The sequence below is a fragment of the Proteus vulgaris genome (assembly GCF_033708015.1).
Classification (GTDB): domain Bacteria; phylum Pseudomonadota; class Gammaproteobacteria; order Enterobacterales; family Enterobacteriaceae; genus Proteus.
This window is the reverse complement of the sequence record NZ_CP137920.1, coordinates 414,549-430,936: the sequence shown is the minus strand read 5'-3', so window position 1 is coordinate 430,936 and position 16,388 is coordinate 414,549. Positions and strand designations below refer to the sequence as shown.

The 16,388-nt window shown below is 38.9% G+C and carries 16 protein-coding genes; 2 read left to right on the top strand and 14 right to left on the bottom strand.

Going from position 1 to position 16,388, the window contains the following annotated elements; translation table 11 throughout:
- Nucleotide 1 precedes the first annotated feature (1 nt).
- The 9 genes from tatB to udp form a co-directional block, all read right to left on the bottom strand.
- On the bottom strand, nucleotides 2-517 hold the full coding sequence (gene tatB / locus SB028_RS02220) for a Sec-independent protein translocase protein TatB (RefSeq protein ID WP_069368052.1): 516 nt from the start codon (nucleotides 515-517) through the stop codon (nucleotides 2-4).
- Nucleotides 518-520: 3 nt separating this feature from the next.
- A complete protein-coding gene (gene tatA / locus SB028_RS02215) occupies nucleotides 521-790 on the bottom strand; it encodes a twin-arginine translocase TatA/TatE family subunit (RefSeq protein ID WP_069368053.1) in 270 nt (89 codons plus the stop codon).
- A gap of 125 nt (nucleotides 791-915) precedes the next feature.
- Nucleotides 916-2,553: a ubiquinone biosynthesis regulatory protein kinase UbiB gene (gene ubiB / locus SB028_RS02210; RefSeq protein WP_069368054.1), complete on the bottom strand. Its 1,638-nt coding sequence runs from the start codon at nucleotides 2,551-2,553 to the stop codon at nucleotides 916-918.
- Nucleotides 2,553-3,194 (bottom strand): SCP2 domain-containing protein, encoded by a 642-nt coding sequence (locus SB028_RS02205; RefSeq protein WP_069368055.1) that lies wholly within the window; start codon nucleotides 3,192-3,194, stop codon nucleotides 2,553-2,555. Before SB028_RS02205 ends, ubiB begins: the two co-directional genes overlap by 1 nt.
- Nucleotide 3,195: 1 nt before the next feature.
- Nucleotides 3,196-3,951, bottom strand: a complete 756-nt coding sequence (gene ubiE / locus SB028_RS02200; RefSeq protein WP_069368056.1) for a bifunctional demethylmenaquinone methyltransferase/2-methoxy-6-polyprenyl-1,4-benzoquinol methylase UbiE — start codon at nucleotides 3,949-3,951, stop codon at nucleotides 3,196-3,198.
- A gap of 83 nt (nucleotides 3,952-4,034) precedes the next feature.
- Nucleotides 4,035-5,375 (bottom strand): DNA recombination protein RmuC, encoded by a 1,341-nt coding sequence (gene rmuC, locus SB028_RS02195; RefSeq protein ID WP_069368057.1) that lies wholly within the window; start codon nucleotides 5,373-5,375, stop codon nucleotides 4,035-4,037.
- A 102-nt stretch (nucleotides 5,376-5,477) separates the two neighbouring features.
- Nucleotides 5,478-6,008: a DedA family protein gene (locus SB028_RS02190; RefSeq protein WP_069368058.1), complete on the bottom strand. Its 531-nt coding sequence runs from the start codon at nucleotides 6,006-6,008 to the stop codon at nucleotides 5,478-5,480.
- Nucleotides 6,009-6,079: 71 nt separating this feature from the next.
- Complete coding sequence (locus SB028_RS02185; RefSeq protein ID WP_069368059.1) at nucleotides 6,080-6,862, bottom strand: tyrosine-protein phosphatase; 783 nt, start codon at nucleotides 6,860-6,862, stop codon at nucleotides 6,080-6,082.
- A 147-nt stretch (nucleotides 6,863-7,009) separates the two neighbouring features.
- Nucleotides 7,010-7,768, bottom strand: coding sequence for a uridine phosphorylase (udp, locus tag SB028_RS02180; protein ID WP_023583501.1), 759 nt, complete (start codon nucleotides 7,766-7,768; stop codon nucleotides 7,010-7,012).
- A gap of 343 nt (nucleotides 7,769-8,111) precedes the next feature.
- Here udp and SB028_RS02175 point away from each other — a divergent pair, with 343 nt between their 5' ends.
- On the top strand, nucleotides 8,112-8,504 hold the full coding sequence (locus tag SB028_RS02175; RefSeq protein ID WP_069368060.1) for a YidB family protein: 393 nt from the start codon (nucleotides 8,112-8,114) through the stop codon (nucleotides 8,502-8,504).
- A gap of 107 nt (nucleotides 8,505-8,611) precedes the next feature.
- On the opposite strand, the gene SB028_RS02170 is transcribed toward SB028_RS02175, so the two are convergent.
- Nucleotides 8,612-9,439 carry a hypothetical protein gene (locus tag SB028_RS02170; protein ID WP_069368098.1) on the bottom strand — a complete coding sequence of 276 codons (828 nt, stop codon included), beginning with the start codon at nucleotides 9,437-9,439 and terminating at the stop codon, nucleotides 8,612-8,614.
- Between the two features lie 168 nt (nucleotides 9,440-9,607).
- Entirely contained in the window at nucleotides 9,608-11,881 is a 2,274-nt protein-coding gene (gene metE / locus SB028_RS02165; protein WP_069368061.1) for a 5-methyltetrahydropteroyltriglutamate--homocysteine S-methyltransferase, read from the bottom strand.
- Between the two features lie 106 nt (nucleotides 11,882-11,987).
- On the opposite strand from metE, the gene metR reads away from it, so the two are divergent.
- Nucleotides 11,988-12,941, top strand: coding sequence for an HTH-type transcriptional regulator MetR (metR, locus tag SB028_RS02160; protein WP_069368062.1), 954 nt, complete (start codon nucleotides 11,988-11,990; stop codon nucleotides 12,939-12,941).
- On the opposite strand, the gene SB028_RS02155 is transcribed toward metR, so the two are convergent.
- From SB028_RS02155 to SB028_RS02145, 3 genes are all read right to left on the bottom strand, one after another.
- Nucleotides 12,856-13,728, bottom strand: a complete 873-nt coding sequence (locus tag SB028_RS02155) for a carboxylate/amino acid/amine transporter (protein WP_069368063.1) — start codon at nucleotides 13,726-13,728, stop codon at nucleotides 12,856-12,858. The two genes, metR and SB028_RS02155, sit on opposite strands and share 86 nt — an antisense overlap.
- A gap of 2 nt (nucleotides 13,729-13,730) precedes the next feature.
- On the bottom strand, nucleotides 13,731-15,380 hold the full coding sequence (locus SB028_RS02150; protein ID WP_069368064.1) for a Na+/H+ antiporter: 1,650 nt from the start codon (nucleotides 15,378-15,380) through the stop codon (nucleotides 13,731-13,733).
- A 399-nt stretch (nucleotides 15,381-15,779) separates the two neighbouring features.
- On the bottom strand, nucleotides 15,780-16,283 hold the full coding sequence (locus SB028_RS02145) for a GNAT family N-acetyltransferase (protein WP_069368065.1): 504 nt from the start codon (nucleotides 16,281-16,283) through the stop codon (nucleotides 15,780-15,782).
- Nucleotides 16,284-16,388 lie beyond the last annotated feature (105 nt).

Sequence of the window (16,388 nt, the reverse complement as noted above, 5' to 3'; positions counted from 1 at the left end):
TTTAATGCTCACCATTGACCTGATCAGTTGTTTTTTTCTCTATTGTTACTGGCTGAGTAACAGGAACTTCTGTCTTTGTAACACTGTCTGCCACAGGTTTATGGCGATTAGCATCATCATTAACTTCATCAGCTTCAGCAAGTGCGGCTAAATCAGAGGGTGAAGGTTCCGTAGAGTCGGTTTTTACAGACTGCTCTTTCGTGGAGTCTGGCGTTGTAGGTGCTTGATAAGTTTGTTTTAAAGACTGTGCAGCCTCTTTTAACTCATCCATAGACGCTTTCAGCTCTGGCGATAATGTTTGCAAATTCGCTTTCTCTTCAACTTTTTTCAAGCTCTCTTGAAGTTCTTGAAGTTTTAGTTCTTGAGTCAGTTCATTTTGTACATTCGCAGCCAAAGAGCGTAGCGCCCTTACCCAGCCAGCAATTGTTTTTACTGCTACGGGCAAACGTTCTGGCCCCAGAAAAACAAGACCAATCACCATGACCAGTAGCAGCTGACTAAAACCAATGTCAAACACGGTTTACACCTGCTCTTTGTTTTTGCTCTCAGTTGTAGACTTCTCTTCTGTTGAAGTCTTCTGCGCTAAATTTTTAGTATCAAAATCTGCGTCGTTATTTGTTTTTTCAGCGTTGTTGGTGTCTTTATCTGCGGCTTCATCACCAATCGCTTTTTTAAAGCCTTTTACTGATGCACCTAAATCTGAGCCCAATGAGCGCAGTTTATTTGTACCAAATAATAAGACAACGATGACAGCGATGATGAGTAATTGCCAAATGCTAATACCGCCCATTTTATGTTCCTCAACTATTTTCGGGGTTATACTTAATAACAGTGCCCATTATATACAACGAATTCAATTTTCGGGAATCTCGAATTCATCTTTTAACTTGCTCAAAGACAAACTTTGATGTGTTTTTATTGTGCATTACCAGATCTAAACCAACCCAAAATCCATGCAAGAAGACCTAAACTGATAAAAACACTAAATAATGTTTTAAAACCAGAAACAAAAAACAGGCTACCGCATAAAAACAGTGTTGTACCTATACCCAATAAAAATAGAGACTGTCTCTGTTTGACTCTTTGTGAACCTATTTGTTCCGTCAATTTATCTAGCGTTAACTTCATATTTTTATGTTGCTTCAGACTATCATAAACCAACTCTGGTATCTCTGGCATTTTTTCAATCCAGTAAGGCGCTTTGCTCTTTATGCCATTCACTAATGCCGTAATACCAATTTGACTATGCAACCAATCTTCTAAGAAAGGTTTTGCCGTTTTCCATAAATCCAATTGTGGATATAACTGGCGTCCAAGCCCTTCAACATAAAGCAATGTTTTTTGAAGTAAAACTAACTGTGGTTGTACTTCCATATTGAAGCGACGCGCTGTATTGAAAAGATTAAGTAGCACATGCCCAAATGAGATCTCAGAAAGTGGTTTTTCAAAAATCGGTTCACATACAGTGCGGATTGCAAATTCAAAATCTTCCACATTGGTATCGGCTGGCACCCAGCCTGAATCAACATGTAATTCTGCAACTTTTCGATAATCACGGTTAAAGAAAGCTAAGAAGTTTTCAGCCAAATAGCGTTTATCTTCTTTATTTAATGAGCCAACGATACCGCAATCAATACCGATATAATAGGGATTCTCAGGGTGATCATAGCTAATAAACACATTACCAGGATGCATATCAGCATGGAAAAAGCTGTCTCTAAATACCTGAGTGAAAAAAACTTTTACGCCACGCTCAGCAAGAAGCTTCATATTCGTCTTTTGTGCATTCAACGCTTCAATATCAGAAACCGGGATACCATAAATACGCTCCATGACCATCACGTTTTCATGACAATAATCTGAATACACTTCTGGAATATACAACATAGAGCTATTTTCAAAATTACGGCGTAGTTGAATCGCATTTGCAGCTTCACGCAGTAAATTTAGCTCATCAAGTAATGTTTTTTCGTATTCGCGGATCACCTCTTTGGGTCGTAAACGGCGGCCATCAGGTAAAAACGGTAATAGATTTGCCAAACGATACATCAAACGGATATCCGCTTTGATCACCGGTTGAATATCGGGGCGAATAACCTTGAGTACTACTTCTTTGCCGTTTTCTTTTAATTTTGCAGTGTGAACCTGTGCAATAGAAGCGGAAGCGAGAGGCGTTTCATCAAAGTCATCAAACCATTGATCGATAGGGCCACCGAATGAAGTTTCAATATATTGTCGTGCTTTCTTACCATCAAAAGGAGCAACTTTATCTTGCAATAAAGCGAGCTGATCAGCGATTTGAGGAGGGAAAAGATCACGTCGAGTTGATAACATTTGGCCTAATTTAATCCAAACAGGACCTAATGTTTGCAATGCGAGTCGTAAGCGTTCACCTAATGGTTTTTCTGGATGTTTATTTTTGATCCAAAACAGTGCTCGGCATCCTAATCTTGCAGGTAAAGTAATCCGATGTTTAGGAATTAACTCATCAAGCCCATAAGATAAAAATACCTGAATAATATGATAGAGGCGCTTTAACTCACTAAGGAGCATTATTTTTTCTCCAATGTGCCTAACCGTTTTTCTAGTTCGGCGGTTTGCTGTGCAAGTTCTTCTATTTCATCATAAAAATGGACTGTTTCTAATGCACTAGGCGCAGTTTTCCACTCTTCAATTAATGTGTCACGTAAATACTCTTTTTGGTGACTTAAAAGGGAAGAAAACAACTGAACACCCTTTCCTGCAACAACAGTCAAGCTTTGCGCCGCTATATCACCAATATAAGGTGCTAAATATTGTGCGGGATCCCATTGCGCCATATCTAATAATGCAGACCAATTTTGAATAACCTGCATATCACCATCAATTATGATATCACCACGATTGATGAGTTCTGACATTTTTTGACGGTCACGAAGCTTAATCAGCGTTAATAGTTTTGTTTTTATCAAACAATCAGTTTCATCATCCCACTGGCTTAATACATCAACTTGTTGCTCGCTAAAGACTAAGTAGATGGAACGAGGAAACTCATTGATAGAAAGCGCCAACACTTTGCCCGCAAGGCGATTGCGGGCAGGTTTAAGCACATTTTCCTGATATAAAACGTGATTAAGTGCTGTCTCCATTGATGCTGTTAGCAACGGATACAGAACTTGAGAAGCAATATCATGAGAAAAAGTGGCTTTTTCCATCTCAGAATTTAAATCCTTTGTGTAATGCAACTATACCTCCAGTCATATTGGTATAGGTAACTTGATCAAATCCAGCTTCTTCCATCATACCTTTTAATGTTTCTTGGTCTGGATGCATACGAATTGACTCCGTTAAATAACGGTAACTATCAGCATCATTCACAATCACTTGACCAATTCTCGGTAGAATATGGAAAGAGTAAGCATCATAAATCTTGCTTAAAGGCTCAAGAACAGGTTTAGAGAATTCCAGCACCAGCAGACGTCCACCTGGCTTTAATACACGAAACATTGAACGTAGCGCTTTTGCTTTATCGGTCACATTGCGTAAGCCAAAAGAGATAGTGATACAATCAAAATGGTTATCAGGGAAAGGTAACTCTTCAGCATTCGCCTGTACATAGTTAACATTACCCACAATACCGTGATCGCGTAGCTTTTCACGCCCCATTTTTAACATTGAGTCATTGATATCCGCTAAAACAACTTCCCCATTTTCGCCCACGAGACGAGAGAATTTAGCGGTTAAATCACCTGTTCCCCCCGCAAGATCAAGAACACGTTGGTTACGTCTTACACCGCTTGCTTCAATGGTATAACGTTTCCAAATACGATGAACACCGAAAGACATTAAGTCATTCATTAAATCATACTTAGACGCGACAGAGTGAAAAACCCTTGCAACCATGGTTTGTTTATCATCTTTGTCAACGGTTTGGAAACCAAAATCTGTTGTTTCCTTAGTTTGTTGAGTCATATTATTTGCCCGCTAATTAATCAAAATTTAGTAAATTCAGTACTGGTCGTTTTTAGAGGTTTGTATCTCTTTATTTTATCAAATCAATCAGATGCTGATTTTTCGATGAGATCATTATCAATCGTTTTTTTTATCTCAACCCCTAAGGATTTAAAGCTTTCCGCTTGACTGATAAGGTTTCCACGACCTTCAGAGAGTTTTTTCATCGCTAATAGATAGCCAGACTGCGCTTTTTGAATACTATGTCCAAGTCCTTGCATATCATCAACGAAAAGTCTTAATTTGTCATACATTTTAGCCGCTCTGTCTGCAATTTCTTGCGCATTTTGGCTTTGATATTCATAACGCCACAATGCGGCTATTGTACGCAAAGCAACAAGTAAAGTAGATGGCCCAACTAACATAATATTGTTTTTTAATGCTTCTTCTAGCAAGTCTGGAGAATGCCCAATTGCAACAAGATAAGCGGGCTCAATAGGTATAAACATTAAAACATAGTCTAATGACGTTACACCTGGTAGTTTATGATAATCTTTTACACTCAATCCTTTAATATGCGTTTTAATTGAGTTCACATGCGCATAAAGCGCTTGTTTACGTTCATTATCATTATCACTACTAAAATACTTTTCATATGCCACCAGCGACATTTTAGCGTCGATAATAACATCTCTACCATGAGGTAGATGCACAATCACATCAGGCTGATAACGACTACCATTTTCATGACGAATACTTACCTGTGTTTCAAACTCATGGCCTTCACGTAATCCTGAAGACTCTAATATACGCGCAAGTACCGTTTCGCCCCAGTTACCTTGAACTTTATTATCCCCTTTTAGGGCATTGGTTAAATTAACGGCTTCTTGTGCCATTTTTACATTCAATTGTTGGAGCTGACGAATTTCATGAACCAAGGTATGTCGCTCTCTGGCTTCTTGCCCAAAACCATCTTGAACTTGTCGCCGAAAGCTTTCGAGTTGTTCACGAAATGGTGAAAGTAAATGTGTTAATCCTTGGCGATTTAATTCTTCGGCTTTACGCCCACTCTGTTCGAAAATACGATTAGCTAAATTCTCAAACTGTGTTGCAAGTCGTTGCTCACTATTAATTAATAATCGCTGTTTTTCTTCTGCAGATAACCGACTTTCTTCCCAACGTGTTGTCACTTCTCTTAATTCAGCTTCCTGAGAAGTTATAATTTCTCTTTGAGAACGTAGTTCTTGCTCAAGCTGTTCTATATGTTGTTGTAGAGAGGGAATAATCGCCGCTTTTTCTTGTGCAATAGCAAGCTGTGTATGATTTTCACGTAGCATCGCTTCTTTATCAGATAAACGTTGTTGGATAGACCACCAAACCAGCGCGCCACCAACAAGTACGCCACCTAATAAACCAATGATCCCATATAACAACTGAATATCCACTAAAGTGACCTTTTTACTTTCCAGCGGGCTACGTTAAAACGCATAGGCAATATTGTCTAGTAACAATTTACATCATGACTTGATTTGCGATAAAGGACGCAGTTATCCCATCCATTTCGCAAGCCATTGCAAACCAAAAGCACCGGGCGCCAAAATACCAAATGCCCAAATCATGGCTGATGTTAAATTAGCAATTTGAAAATAACGTTGTGGCATCGCACAAATACCGGCCACTAACGGGACAATTGCACGGAAAGGACCAAAAAATCGTCCAATAAACACGCCCCAAATTCCCCAACGATTAAAGAATTGATGACCTCTAACTAATGTTTGTGGCGAACGTGAAATTGGCCACAAATTTTTCACACCCTCTTTATAGTGAAACCCTATCCAGTACGAGATCCAATCACCAAAGAAAGCGCCTAACGCAGCAGCAAGCCAAATCGGCCAGAAAAACAGACCACTCTCACCAATTAAGGCACCTAATCCCAATAAAATAACCGTGGCTGGGATCAGCAAAGAGATAAACGCGAGTGATTCACCAAAAGCAAGAAAGAACACGATCGGAATAGCCCAGATTTCGTGCTCTTTTACAAAGAGAGTGATGGTATGAATAATGTCTTGTACTGTCAAAATAGAGACCTTAAATTCGGTTAACCTAAGTAAAATAAAAGACTTTGATTAACCGAATATAAATCACTTTATTATTCAAGAAAATAATTTTGTAAGGCATCTCGGCTAGAAGCATCTAAACCGATATCTTTTTCTAGCCACGTATCCACATTACCGTAATGCTGATTAATACTCGCCAATGCTGTTTGCAGAAACTCTTCTTGTACTGAATAAACATAGGCAAATTTATCAACAATGGTATCACTCATTGTTTTGGCATGTTCTTCTAAAAGATAAGCGCGATAAGGGGCTAATGTTTCATTGGTAAGCAGATAATCTTCCATCACCATATCTAAAGATGCACCAAGCGCAAATAGCACTAAAGCAGAACCAACACCTGTTCTGTCTTTACCTACCGCACAGTGTTGCACAATCCCCCCTTTATCTGGTTGCTTTAATAACATAGCTAATTGTTTATAGGCAGGATTATTAATAGGTAATAATCTATATAACTGAAACATAAAGGCTTTTGCATCAAATTGCTCAAGTATTTCAGGTGTCAGTTTTTCAAGGTTTGCAGAAACTTCTTTAGATAGTGGGTTTGCAGGGGCATGATAATATTGCGCACCGTCCCAGACACGGTCTGGTTTATCAACGATTTCGCCAGTATCACGATAATCAATGATTTGAAAAAGATTTTTATCAATGAGCAGAGATTGGTCTGTATTGGTTAATCGATCAAGTGAACCAGAGCGAAAGAGCATTCCAGGTTTAATAATACCACCGTTACTCAATTTTTTACCGCCTAAATCACGAAAGTTAATTCCGCCGACTAAAGGCAACACAGAAGGATGTGCTTGTAAGATATCAGTCATAATGCCTCTTCTCATTGTTGTATTGTTAAGACTTCAAAGACCTTAACAGAAATCAGCGACTGTTAACACATTGACTTGATGAATTACCATACAAAAAAGCCCTTAATACCAAGGTATTAAAGGCTTTTATATTTGATTAAAAAAAACTTATTTCATTAAAATACGCGCGGCTTCAATAACGATACCTAACGCATTATTTTCAGTTTTCTTCAGTAATTCTGCATCTGGGATCTCTTGCTGAGTACGGTTTACGATAACACCTGCAACCATACCCGCACGTAAACCTTGGCTTGCACACATTGTCAATAATGTGGCTGACTCCATTTCATAGTTCATTACGCCCATTTCTTGCCACTCTTTCATCGAGCCTTTGAAACGGCGAACAACGCGACCAGTATAGGTGTCGTAACGTTCTTGCCCTGGGTAGAATGTATCGGAAGATGCAGTAACCCCTACGTGTACAGTTGAGCCATTGTCTTTAGCGGCTTTGTACAGTGCGTTCATACATTCAAAATCAGAAACCGCAGGGAATTCCATTGGTGCGAAATGTAAACTTGCGCCATCTAAACGAACCGCAGCAGTCGTCACAAGAATATCACCTACATTGATATGCTCTTGAATTGCACCCGTTGTACCAATACGCAAGAAAGTGCGAATACCTAACTGTGCTAATTCTTCAACCGCGATAGAGGTAGATGGGCCACCAATACCTGTTGAGCAAACAATGACAGCTTTGCCATCAATTTCACCACGCCATGACGTGTATTCACGTAAAGAAGCCAGATGAACTGGGTTATCCATTAATTTTGCAATTTTTTCAACACGCTTAGGATCACCTGGAACAATTGCTAAAGTGGCACCCTGTAGGTCATTTTTGGTTAAACCTAAGTGAAATACATCAGACATATCGGACTCCTCAATGGGACAAAACCAATGATCATTAAATTAAAAGTTACTGTATCAGTTTTCCAGACCTTTTTAGTGATCATAATCACTCACAAGGCACCAAAAAAAGTAACAATTTCATAAAAATGTGACAGTTATCACAAACAGGAATATCGAATAGCTACACTGTGGCAACATTCTCGGTATCGTGACTGGAGTAATAAAATCCTTCTTTCTCTTCTTACTTAGTCGGATAAATATCACTTGAGTATAGATGAAAATAATGACTTCACGTACACTACTCGCCTTTAAAATTAACATCTCAGTATAACGTAATACTACGTTAATAGTTATCGGAGCAAGCATGAGCTTATTTAACCAAATCGCAAGCCTGTTGGGTGGTGAGAAAATTAATCAATTCAAAACAGTACTCGAATGGGTAGAAACCCAAGGGGGAATTGAAGGCTTGGTTAAACAGTTTAACAGTGCGGGATTAAGCGATTTGATCCAATCTTGGATTGGCACAGGCAGTAATTTACCCATTAATGCAGAGCAGATCGTACAGGTTTTTTCATCCCCAGTGATTAATGAATTGGCTGCAAAGATAAATATGAATACCGCCGAAGCCTCTGATATGGCAGCACATTATTTGCCAAAATTGGTTGATAAACTCACCCCTGAAGGTGTTATTCCCAAAGAGTTAGATTTAATGAGTGCCGGTATGGATATGCTTAAAGCAAAAATCTTTGGTGGCTAATCAATAGATTGATCGATGGCTAGGGCTCTATTGTATCTTATTCAATCAAGCGCAATAGCCATCTTTATCGCTATAATCAATGACCTAATCACCGCATTAAAGCGTAATTAGAGAATACCTTCCTCAATCAATGCCTCATGAAAACGTTGTTTTTCTTCTTCTGTTGCTTGAATTCGCGCTAAAGGAACATCTAATACATAAGGAATACTTTGTTGGGGCTCATACACCGCCAAAACATAAGTTTTACCTTCCATTTCTAATGTAATTGGTGGCGTTTTCTTATTACCTGAATAAGTAATTGAAGTCTCTTTTCCGGCAACATTCGTTTTATAGGTAGCAATAAATTGTTTATTACTGACAACAACTTTAGCGGGAATTGCCGTTAATTTTAAAGGCTTGGTTCCTACCGAAAGCAATGCTTTTTTAACTTTATTGCTGATCATTTGACGATAAATAAAAAAGAACACACAAAAAGCAAATAATGCAGTAAAAACGAATGCACTAATCAGGCGTAACCAAATATTATCAATTGCCACATCAACGGTCATTTTAGTCAGATCGTTTCCATCCGCGACGGGTTCAACCAATATATCTTTATTGCCAAAATCAAGAAAAGTAAAATTACGTGAAACCTCGTTACCCTCATACCGTAAGTCAACACTACAATTAGTTAAAATAAAGAGTTTTGAACGACAAGAGCCATCAACATCGGCATTAATAAACACTGGATTTTTACTAATTTGATAATCATAAACAACATTAGGAATTTGATAAGCACTAAATACTGTCATCCCTAACATGACAATCACTAAAAATAATGTACGGAATAAACCACCATCCCCTTTTAATGGAGATAATGTTAAGGCTCGAGTAGGAAATGCATTTAATATTTTTTCTGACAGGTGAATACCATTTTGCACAATATCTATATCCATAAAATTAAGTTTTGTGCAGTATAACAATATTAAAAAATATCAATAATAAGATTATCTCTTATTTTTATTTACCTATTAATAATCATTTTTGATTAATAAGAAAAAAATAGCCTATTATATTGATAACATCAAAATAACAGGCTACTAAAATATATTATTTAAATATTATTATACGTTTTGACGTAAATATTTAGCTGCTTCAACCATATTCGCTAATGCAGCACGTGTTTCAGTCCAACCTCGTGTTTTTAATCCACAATCTGGATTCACCCATAAACGCGCCGCAGGAATTCGAGATTGTGCTTTTCTTAATAAACCGACGATCCATTCCACATTGGGTACATTAGGTGAGTGAATATCATAAACACCAGGTCCAATTTCATTAGGATAATCAAAGTGTTCGAAAGCCTCTAAAAGCTCCATATCTGAACGCGAAGTTTCAATAGTAATAACATCTGCATCCAATGCTGCAATAGAATCCATAATGTCATTAAACTCGCAATAACACATATGCGTGTGGATTTGTGTTTCATCATCGGCAATAGCAGCACTTAATTTAAAGGCATCGACTGCCCAATCAAGGTAAGCCTGCCATTCATTACGACGCAGTGGTAATCCTTCACGTAATGCGGGTTCGTCAATTTGAATAATACCAATACCTGCTTTTTGTAAATCATCCACTTCATCACGCAGTGCTAACGCAATCTGTTTTGCAATCGTCTCACGCGTGACATCTTCACGAGGGAACGACCAACATAAAATTGTCACAGGTCCTGTTAACATACCTTTGACTGGCTTATCTGTTAACGACTGCGCGTAAGTTGCCCAATCCACGGTAATAGGGGCTGGGCGACTAATGTCACCGATAATTACTGGTGGTTTTACACAACGTGAGCCATAACTTTGTACCCAGCCATTTTGTGTAAACACATACCCATCAAAATGCTCACCAAAATACTCCACCATGTCATTACGTTCTGCTTCGCCATGGACTAATACATCAAGACCTAGGTTTTCTTGCTCCAATATTGCTTGCTTAATATGTTCACTGATATTTGTGCGATAGGCAGCGGTATCGATACGCCCTTTCTTAAAATCTAAACGGACAGTACGAATTTCTGTTGTTTGTGGGAATGAGCCGATCGTAGTCGTTGGCCATAATGGCAGATTAAACCGAGTACGTTGTACTTCTGCGCGTTGAGTATAAGGTGAATTTCTTTCACAGTCTTGCGCTTCAATTGCCTGTAAACGAGCTTCAACTGCGGCATTATGTACACGAGTAGAGTGCTGACGTTGACGAATTGGCGCACTGTACTGTGTTAATTGTTCATCATACTCACCGTCTTGGGCATTCAATGCCTTAGCTAACAAAGCCACTTCTTCACATTTTTGCACTGCAAAAGCAAACCAGCTTTTGACTTCCTCATCAAGTTTCGTCTCTGCATTTAAATCAATTGGGCTATGCAGTAATGAACAGGAAGTTCCGATCCACAAAGGACGTTTATCTTTTAACGTGAGCACTTGCTGATAACGTGCACTTAAATCTGCTTTCCAAACATTTCGACCATTAATGGCACCTAATGACAGCACCCAATCTTTGGGTAATGTTTGGTGTAAGTGCTGCAAATCATCTTGACCAGCAGAAATATCAACATGAAGCCCGTTAACAGGTAAGCATTTAATAATATCGAGATGATGAGAAATCCCATCAAAATAGGTCGTCAGCAGTAATTTAACTTGTCCCGTTAATGCTTGATAAGCTGTTTGATACGCATTTTGCCATTCAACAGGTAAATCCAGAACCAATGCAGGCTCATCGATTTGCACCCATTCAATACCTCTTTCTTTTAATGCTGCAATAACTTGTTGATAGATAGGTAAAATATCTTTTAGAAGCGTTAATCTATCAAACTCAGGACCTTTTACTTTACCTAGCCACAAGTAAGTTACTGGACCCAGTAAAACCGGTTTTATTTTATGACCTAGCGCTAATGCTTCATCAACTTCTTCTAGTAGCGCTTTCCATGCAAAGGTAAATGACTGTCCTTGTTGAAATTCAGGCACGATATAGTGATAGTTCGTATTAAACCATTTCGTCATTTCAGATGCGGCGACTGATTTACCTGACGGCGCTCTACCACGCGCAACTCTGAATAGAGTATCAAGATCAAGTGAACCCTCTTCATTACGGTGACGAGGCGGTACGTTACCTAACAGTAAGCTTGTTCCTAACACTTGGTCATACCAAGCAAAATCACCGACGGGTAATAATTCAACACCCGCATCTGCTTGTTGTTGCCAATGGCGAGCACGAAGTGTTTTACCCACAGCCACTAATTCTTCCTGTGAAATCTTACCTGCCCAATAGTTTTCTTGCGCCTTTTTTAGCTCTCTATCTAAGCCAATACGAGGGAAACCGAGTGTGTGATTGCGAATTGTCATCATTAAAATCCTATTTTTAGCCGTCTAGATGTTTACACATCCATAATCTACAGGTAGTGTATAAATCACAAGCGCAAATTTTTCATCAACAACGTGAAGGTTTCTCATGATAGAAATAAAACATTTAAAAACGATCTTAGCTTTGAAGCACACAGGCTCGCTTGCTAACGCCGCAAATCAATTACATCAGACGCAATCTGCTCTTTCACATCAATTTAGTGAATTAGAACATCGCCTTGGTTATCGAATTTTTGTGCGTAAAAGTCAGCCCCTGCGCTTTACTTCACAAGGAGAAATCCTTGTAAAATTAGCAGAGGAAGTATTGCCTATCGTTCGTAGAGCCATTGAAGCGTGTAATGAGCCGGGTAATTCAAATTTAAATATCGCTATTGAGTGCCATAGTTGTATTCAATGGTTAACCCCTGCCTTACAGCTATATCGTCAAACATGGCCTGAAGTGACTGTTGATTTTCATTCGGGTGTTACGTTCGATCCACAACCTGCATTATTACAACGTGAATTAGATGTCGTACTCACCTCAGATATCTTAGATGACGCGCGTTTGCACTACACCCCGTTATTTGACTATGAAGTGAAATTAGTTTTATCGCCAGAGCATCCTCTTGCCAATCGCTTACATATTCAGCCACAGGATTTAATTGCAGAAACCTTATTTATTTATCCCGTACAAAGAGAGCGCTTTGATGTATGGCGTCATTTCTTACAACCTGCGGGGATCACTCCTCATTTTAAACATGTCGATAACACATTGTTGCTAATTCAAATGGTTGCTGCTGGTATGGGGATTGCTGCATTACCTCATTGGGCGGTTGAGAATTTTGAAAAACAAGGATTAGTTGTGACAAAAACATTAGGTGAGGGATTATGGAGCCGGTTATATGCAGCTAACCGCAGTGGAGAGCAACATCAACCAGCAATTCGAGAGTTTATTCGTTTATCAGGCCAACATGCTGTTAACAATCTTCCTTTTGTAAAGCAGGTCGGCGTATCCAGCGTCGGTGGATCCAAAGTGATGCAACAATCAGGCTTGCGCCTATGATGAAACTTGGCCAATTTGGATGTTGCTGCCAAATAGAAAAATTCACTAATAACCCCGCTGGAACCATCATGTTATTCATAATCGCTAAGGTTCCAGCATCAACTTGTGTGGCACCATAGTTCCACATGAAATACCCTATTCCAGAAGCGCCAATTCCTAACCAGAATAAAACACCCCATTGTAGCGATGTCGTTGGTATTTTCTGCCAATCGGCAAAACACAATGCGCCAATCAGCGAAACGGCAACAGCACCAAGATAAAACCAAGAGAATGCATGATGTTGTGGGATAGGATGCACTTCCATTAATCGTTTATAACCCACCTGCCCCATAGCAAAGAACATATTAGCCAATTGTACTAATAATAATCCATACCAAAAATCATCACTTAAATGGTCATAACGAATAATCGCAGCCCCTAACACGGCTAATAATGAACTAAAGGCATAACCCCAACGTAACCTTTGACGTTCTAATAAATCATAAATTAACGTGACGTAAAGTGGTGTTAATACCGTAAATAATAAAAACTCTGCGACGGTTAAATAGTTATAAGCATGGAAGACAAACAGATACATAATACCGAGTTGGCAAGCCCCCACCAGCATATAAAGCACAATGACCCTAAAGCGAATGCCTTTCCAACGTAAAAAGGGTAAAAAAACCAACGCGGCCAAAGAAACGCGGATCAAAACAGAAAGCCAGCTATCAACCTGACCCGCGAGATACTCGCCAATCAGGCTAAAAGAGGCTGCCCATAACAGTGTTGTAATAACGAGCAGCCACATAATTAACTATCTTTCTCTACTAATAACGCTTCCATTAAATCCAATTCATGTAGCAATAATTGGAGCGTTTCATTACTGATTTTTCGCGTCGCTCTTAGATGGTAAAGTTCACCACGCTCAGCGCGTAGTGCTGTTAAACGAAAACGCCTTTCGAGATCTTCTTCTAACGCGTTATGGATCATTTCATCTTGATCTGCGGTACGGCGTCTTAAATACCCCGTGACACGCGAAGCAACTTCATTAATTTCTTCCGCATCTAACTGCTCTTCAGTACTTGCAGCTAAGCGCTCTTCCATTTTATTCAGACTCACAATTGCCACTTCTGCCATCACTTTACGTGCATAGCGAACTTCATTTTTATCGGCTTCTTTGTCAGTTGCCTTCACACCTTTTAATAGGAAAGGAAGTGAAATAATCCCCACTAAAATCGACAATAAAATAACACCAGCTGCAATAAAGATAATTTGATAACGCCCTGGGAAAGTACTGCCATCAGTTAAAAAGAGTGGAATAGAAAGCGCACCGGCAAGCGTGATAGCACCACGAACACCAGCGAATGACGATAACCACAATTCACGCGTTGTATAATTAGCGAAATCAAGAGGATGCTTTTTCATAAAGATCCGACTCATTTTCTTCATTAGCCATAACCACGTAAATCGCAAGAGCAACAGTGCAAAGTAGATAACGAAAACTGCCGCAAACAACATCCAGACTTCAACTTCAGGGTCGAGATCGGCTTGAATAACAGAGCTTGTCCAAATAATAGGAAGTTGCAAGCCAAGCATAATAAAGACAAGACCATTAAAGACAAACTCAAGCATTGACCACACGCTATCAGCACGTAAACGCATCGCAAGAGGTGCATTTCTGATAACACCTGATTTACTGATAGTCATACCCGCAGCAACCGCCGCTAAAATGCCTGAAAAGCCAATATGTTCTGCAATAAGATAAGAAGCAAAAGGCAGCAGCAACATAAAGACGATTTGTGTCGCTGGATCGTCTCCGCTCCAACGACTCATCAACCGTAAAGATTTACTGTAAACTAAGGTGACACCGATACCTGCCAGTAATCCTCCAACAGCGACTTTGAAGAATTCAAGGGTTGCACCACCAACAGTAAACACCATCGTTCCCATTGCCACAGCAACCGCAAATTTCAAGGCAACTAGACCCGATGCATCATTCATTAAGGCTTCACCCTCTAAGATACCCATTATTCGCTTAGGTATTCGCCCTTTACCAACAATAGATGAGAGCGCAACCGCATCTGTTGGCGAAAGTACGGCTGCCAATGCGAATGCTGAAATAAGAGGGATACTTGGCATCATCCAATAAATTAGATAACCGATGCCAACAACTGTCACCATAACTAAAACAAGCACAAGAATAAAAATCTCACGCCCATTTTGGATAAATTCTCGTGTCGGTGTTTTCCAACCATCAACAAAAAGTAAAGGCGGGATCAATAGAACGAGGAACAATTCAGGATCAAAAGTGACATGTAAACCAAACTGAGGCCATGCCAATAAAGCCCCTATCACGATCTGTATTAATGGTAACGGAACACGAAAGGGAATTAACTTTGTGATAACTCCCGAAACTGAAACCACCAGTATTAAAATTAAAATAGTAAAGAAAATTTCCATGTTACCCTTACATGCCTATTTTTATCCTGAAAACCTGCCATCTTTCCCTTATAAAAGGAAAATCTACCCAATGATAAAGAAATTTATTATGTTAAATTCGCGCATCATACCTTTCTTTATCTATGCATCTATGCTTATTTTAAACAGATCCCACACAGACTCTGTGAGAATATTTAAAAATTAAGATTAATCGTATCTAACATCGCACATTGTACGCAATTTATTACTCTTTATTTATTAACGGCATTAATTATAGAAAGCATACGTTTTTATTTCTCTTTTTCAGCCTAAGCAATCTAATAGACTGTATAAAAATGCAAAACGTTAAGTAACTAAATAAAAATAATAGATAAATAACAATAGAAATTAAATTTGAAGACTCACTCGCCATGCTAATGATTATTCAATTGTTCTTAACATCGACATCATAACAACATCACAATATTTACCCTCTCTAAAAGCGGCTTTACGGCGTACCCCTTCGACTTCAAAACCTAATTTCTTATACAGATGCAAGCCTCTTTCATTGTCTGAATACACTTCTAATTCTAATCGTGTGGCGGCTAACCAATTGAAAGCATAATCAATTGCTGTATTGATAAGTAATTTTCCGACACCTTTTCCGGAATATTCAGCACCAACACCAATACCAAAACTCACAATATGACGACGACGAGGATGATTATCGATGATTAGTGCTAAATGTCCCGCAACTTGATCATCAATGGTAGCAACAAAATGAGGGATATTTTGTTCTGAAAATTCAAGTAATCTTTTTTTCCACATCGTGACTGAAGGATAAGGAAATTGGCAAGTACAAATATATAAATCAGGATGTGTATATAGCTGTTGAATGGCTGATGCGTCGTCAGGTTCACCATGACGTATTTTTATTTCTTGCATATATGCTACCAAAAAATTAATCACTAGACTTAATTTCGACAATAGCGAATAAAAGTAGATAAATAAATAGCAAAAAGGCGGAATAAAAATATATTCCGCCTTTTG

What these genes read in the sequence shown, in the direction of transcription:
- tatA (WP_069368053.1), bottom strand. Translation starts at nt 790, where the DNA reads ATGGGCGGTATTAGCATTTGGCAATTACTCATCATCGCTGTCATCGTT.
- ubiB (WP_069368054.1), bottom strand. Translation starts at nt 2,553, where the DNA reads ATGCTCCTTAGTGAGTTAAAGCGCCTCTATCATATTATTCAGGTATTT.
- SB028_RS02205 (WP_069368055.1), bottom strand. Translation starts at nt 3,194, where the DNA reads ATGGAAAAAGCCACTTTTTCTCATGATATTGCTTCTCAAGTTCTGTAT.
- ubiE (WP_069368056.1), bottom strand. Translation starts at nt 3,951, where the DNA reads ATGACTCAACAAACTAAGGAAACAACAGATTTTGGTTTCCAAACCGTT.
- SB028_RS02185 (WP_069368059.1), bottom strand. Translation starts at nt 6,862, where the DNA reads ATGACTGATATCTTACAAGCACATCCTTCTGTGTTGCCTTTAGTCGGC.
- udp (WP_023583501.1), bottom strand. Translation starts at nt 7,768, where the DNA reads ATGTCTGATGTATTTCACTTAGGTTTAACCAAAAATGACCTACAGGGT.
- SB028_RS02175 (WP_069368060.1), top strand. Translation starts at nt 8,112, where the DNA reads ATGAGCTTATTTAACCAAATCGCAAGCCTGTTGGGTGGTGAGAAAATT.
- SB028_RS02170 (WP_069368098.1), bottom strand. Translation starts at nt 9,439, where the DNA reads ATGGATATAGATATTGTGCAAAATGGTATTCACCTGTCAGAAAAAATA.
- metE (WP_069368061.1), bottom strand. Translation starts at nt 11,881, where the DNA reads ATGACAATTCGCAATCACACACTCGGTTTCCCTCGTATTGGCTTAGAT.
- metR (WP_069368062.1), top strand. Translation starts at nt 11,988, where the DNA reads ATGATAGAAATAAAACATTTAAAAACGATCTTAGCTTTGAAGCACACA.
- SB028_RS02155 (WP_069368063.1), bottom strand. Translation starts at nt 13,728, where the DNA reads ATGTGGCTGCTCGTTATTACAACACTGTTATGGGCAGCCTCTTTTAGC.
- SB028_RS02150 (WP_069368064.1), bottom strand. Translation starts at nt 15,380, where the DNA reads ATGGAAATTTTCTTTACTATTTTAATTTTAATACTGGTGGTTTCAGTT.
- SB028_RS02145 (WP_069368065.1), bottom strand. Translation starts at nt 16,283, where the DNA reads ATGCAAGAAATAAAAATACGTCATGGTGAACCTGACGACGCATCAGCC.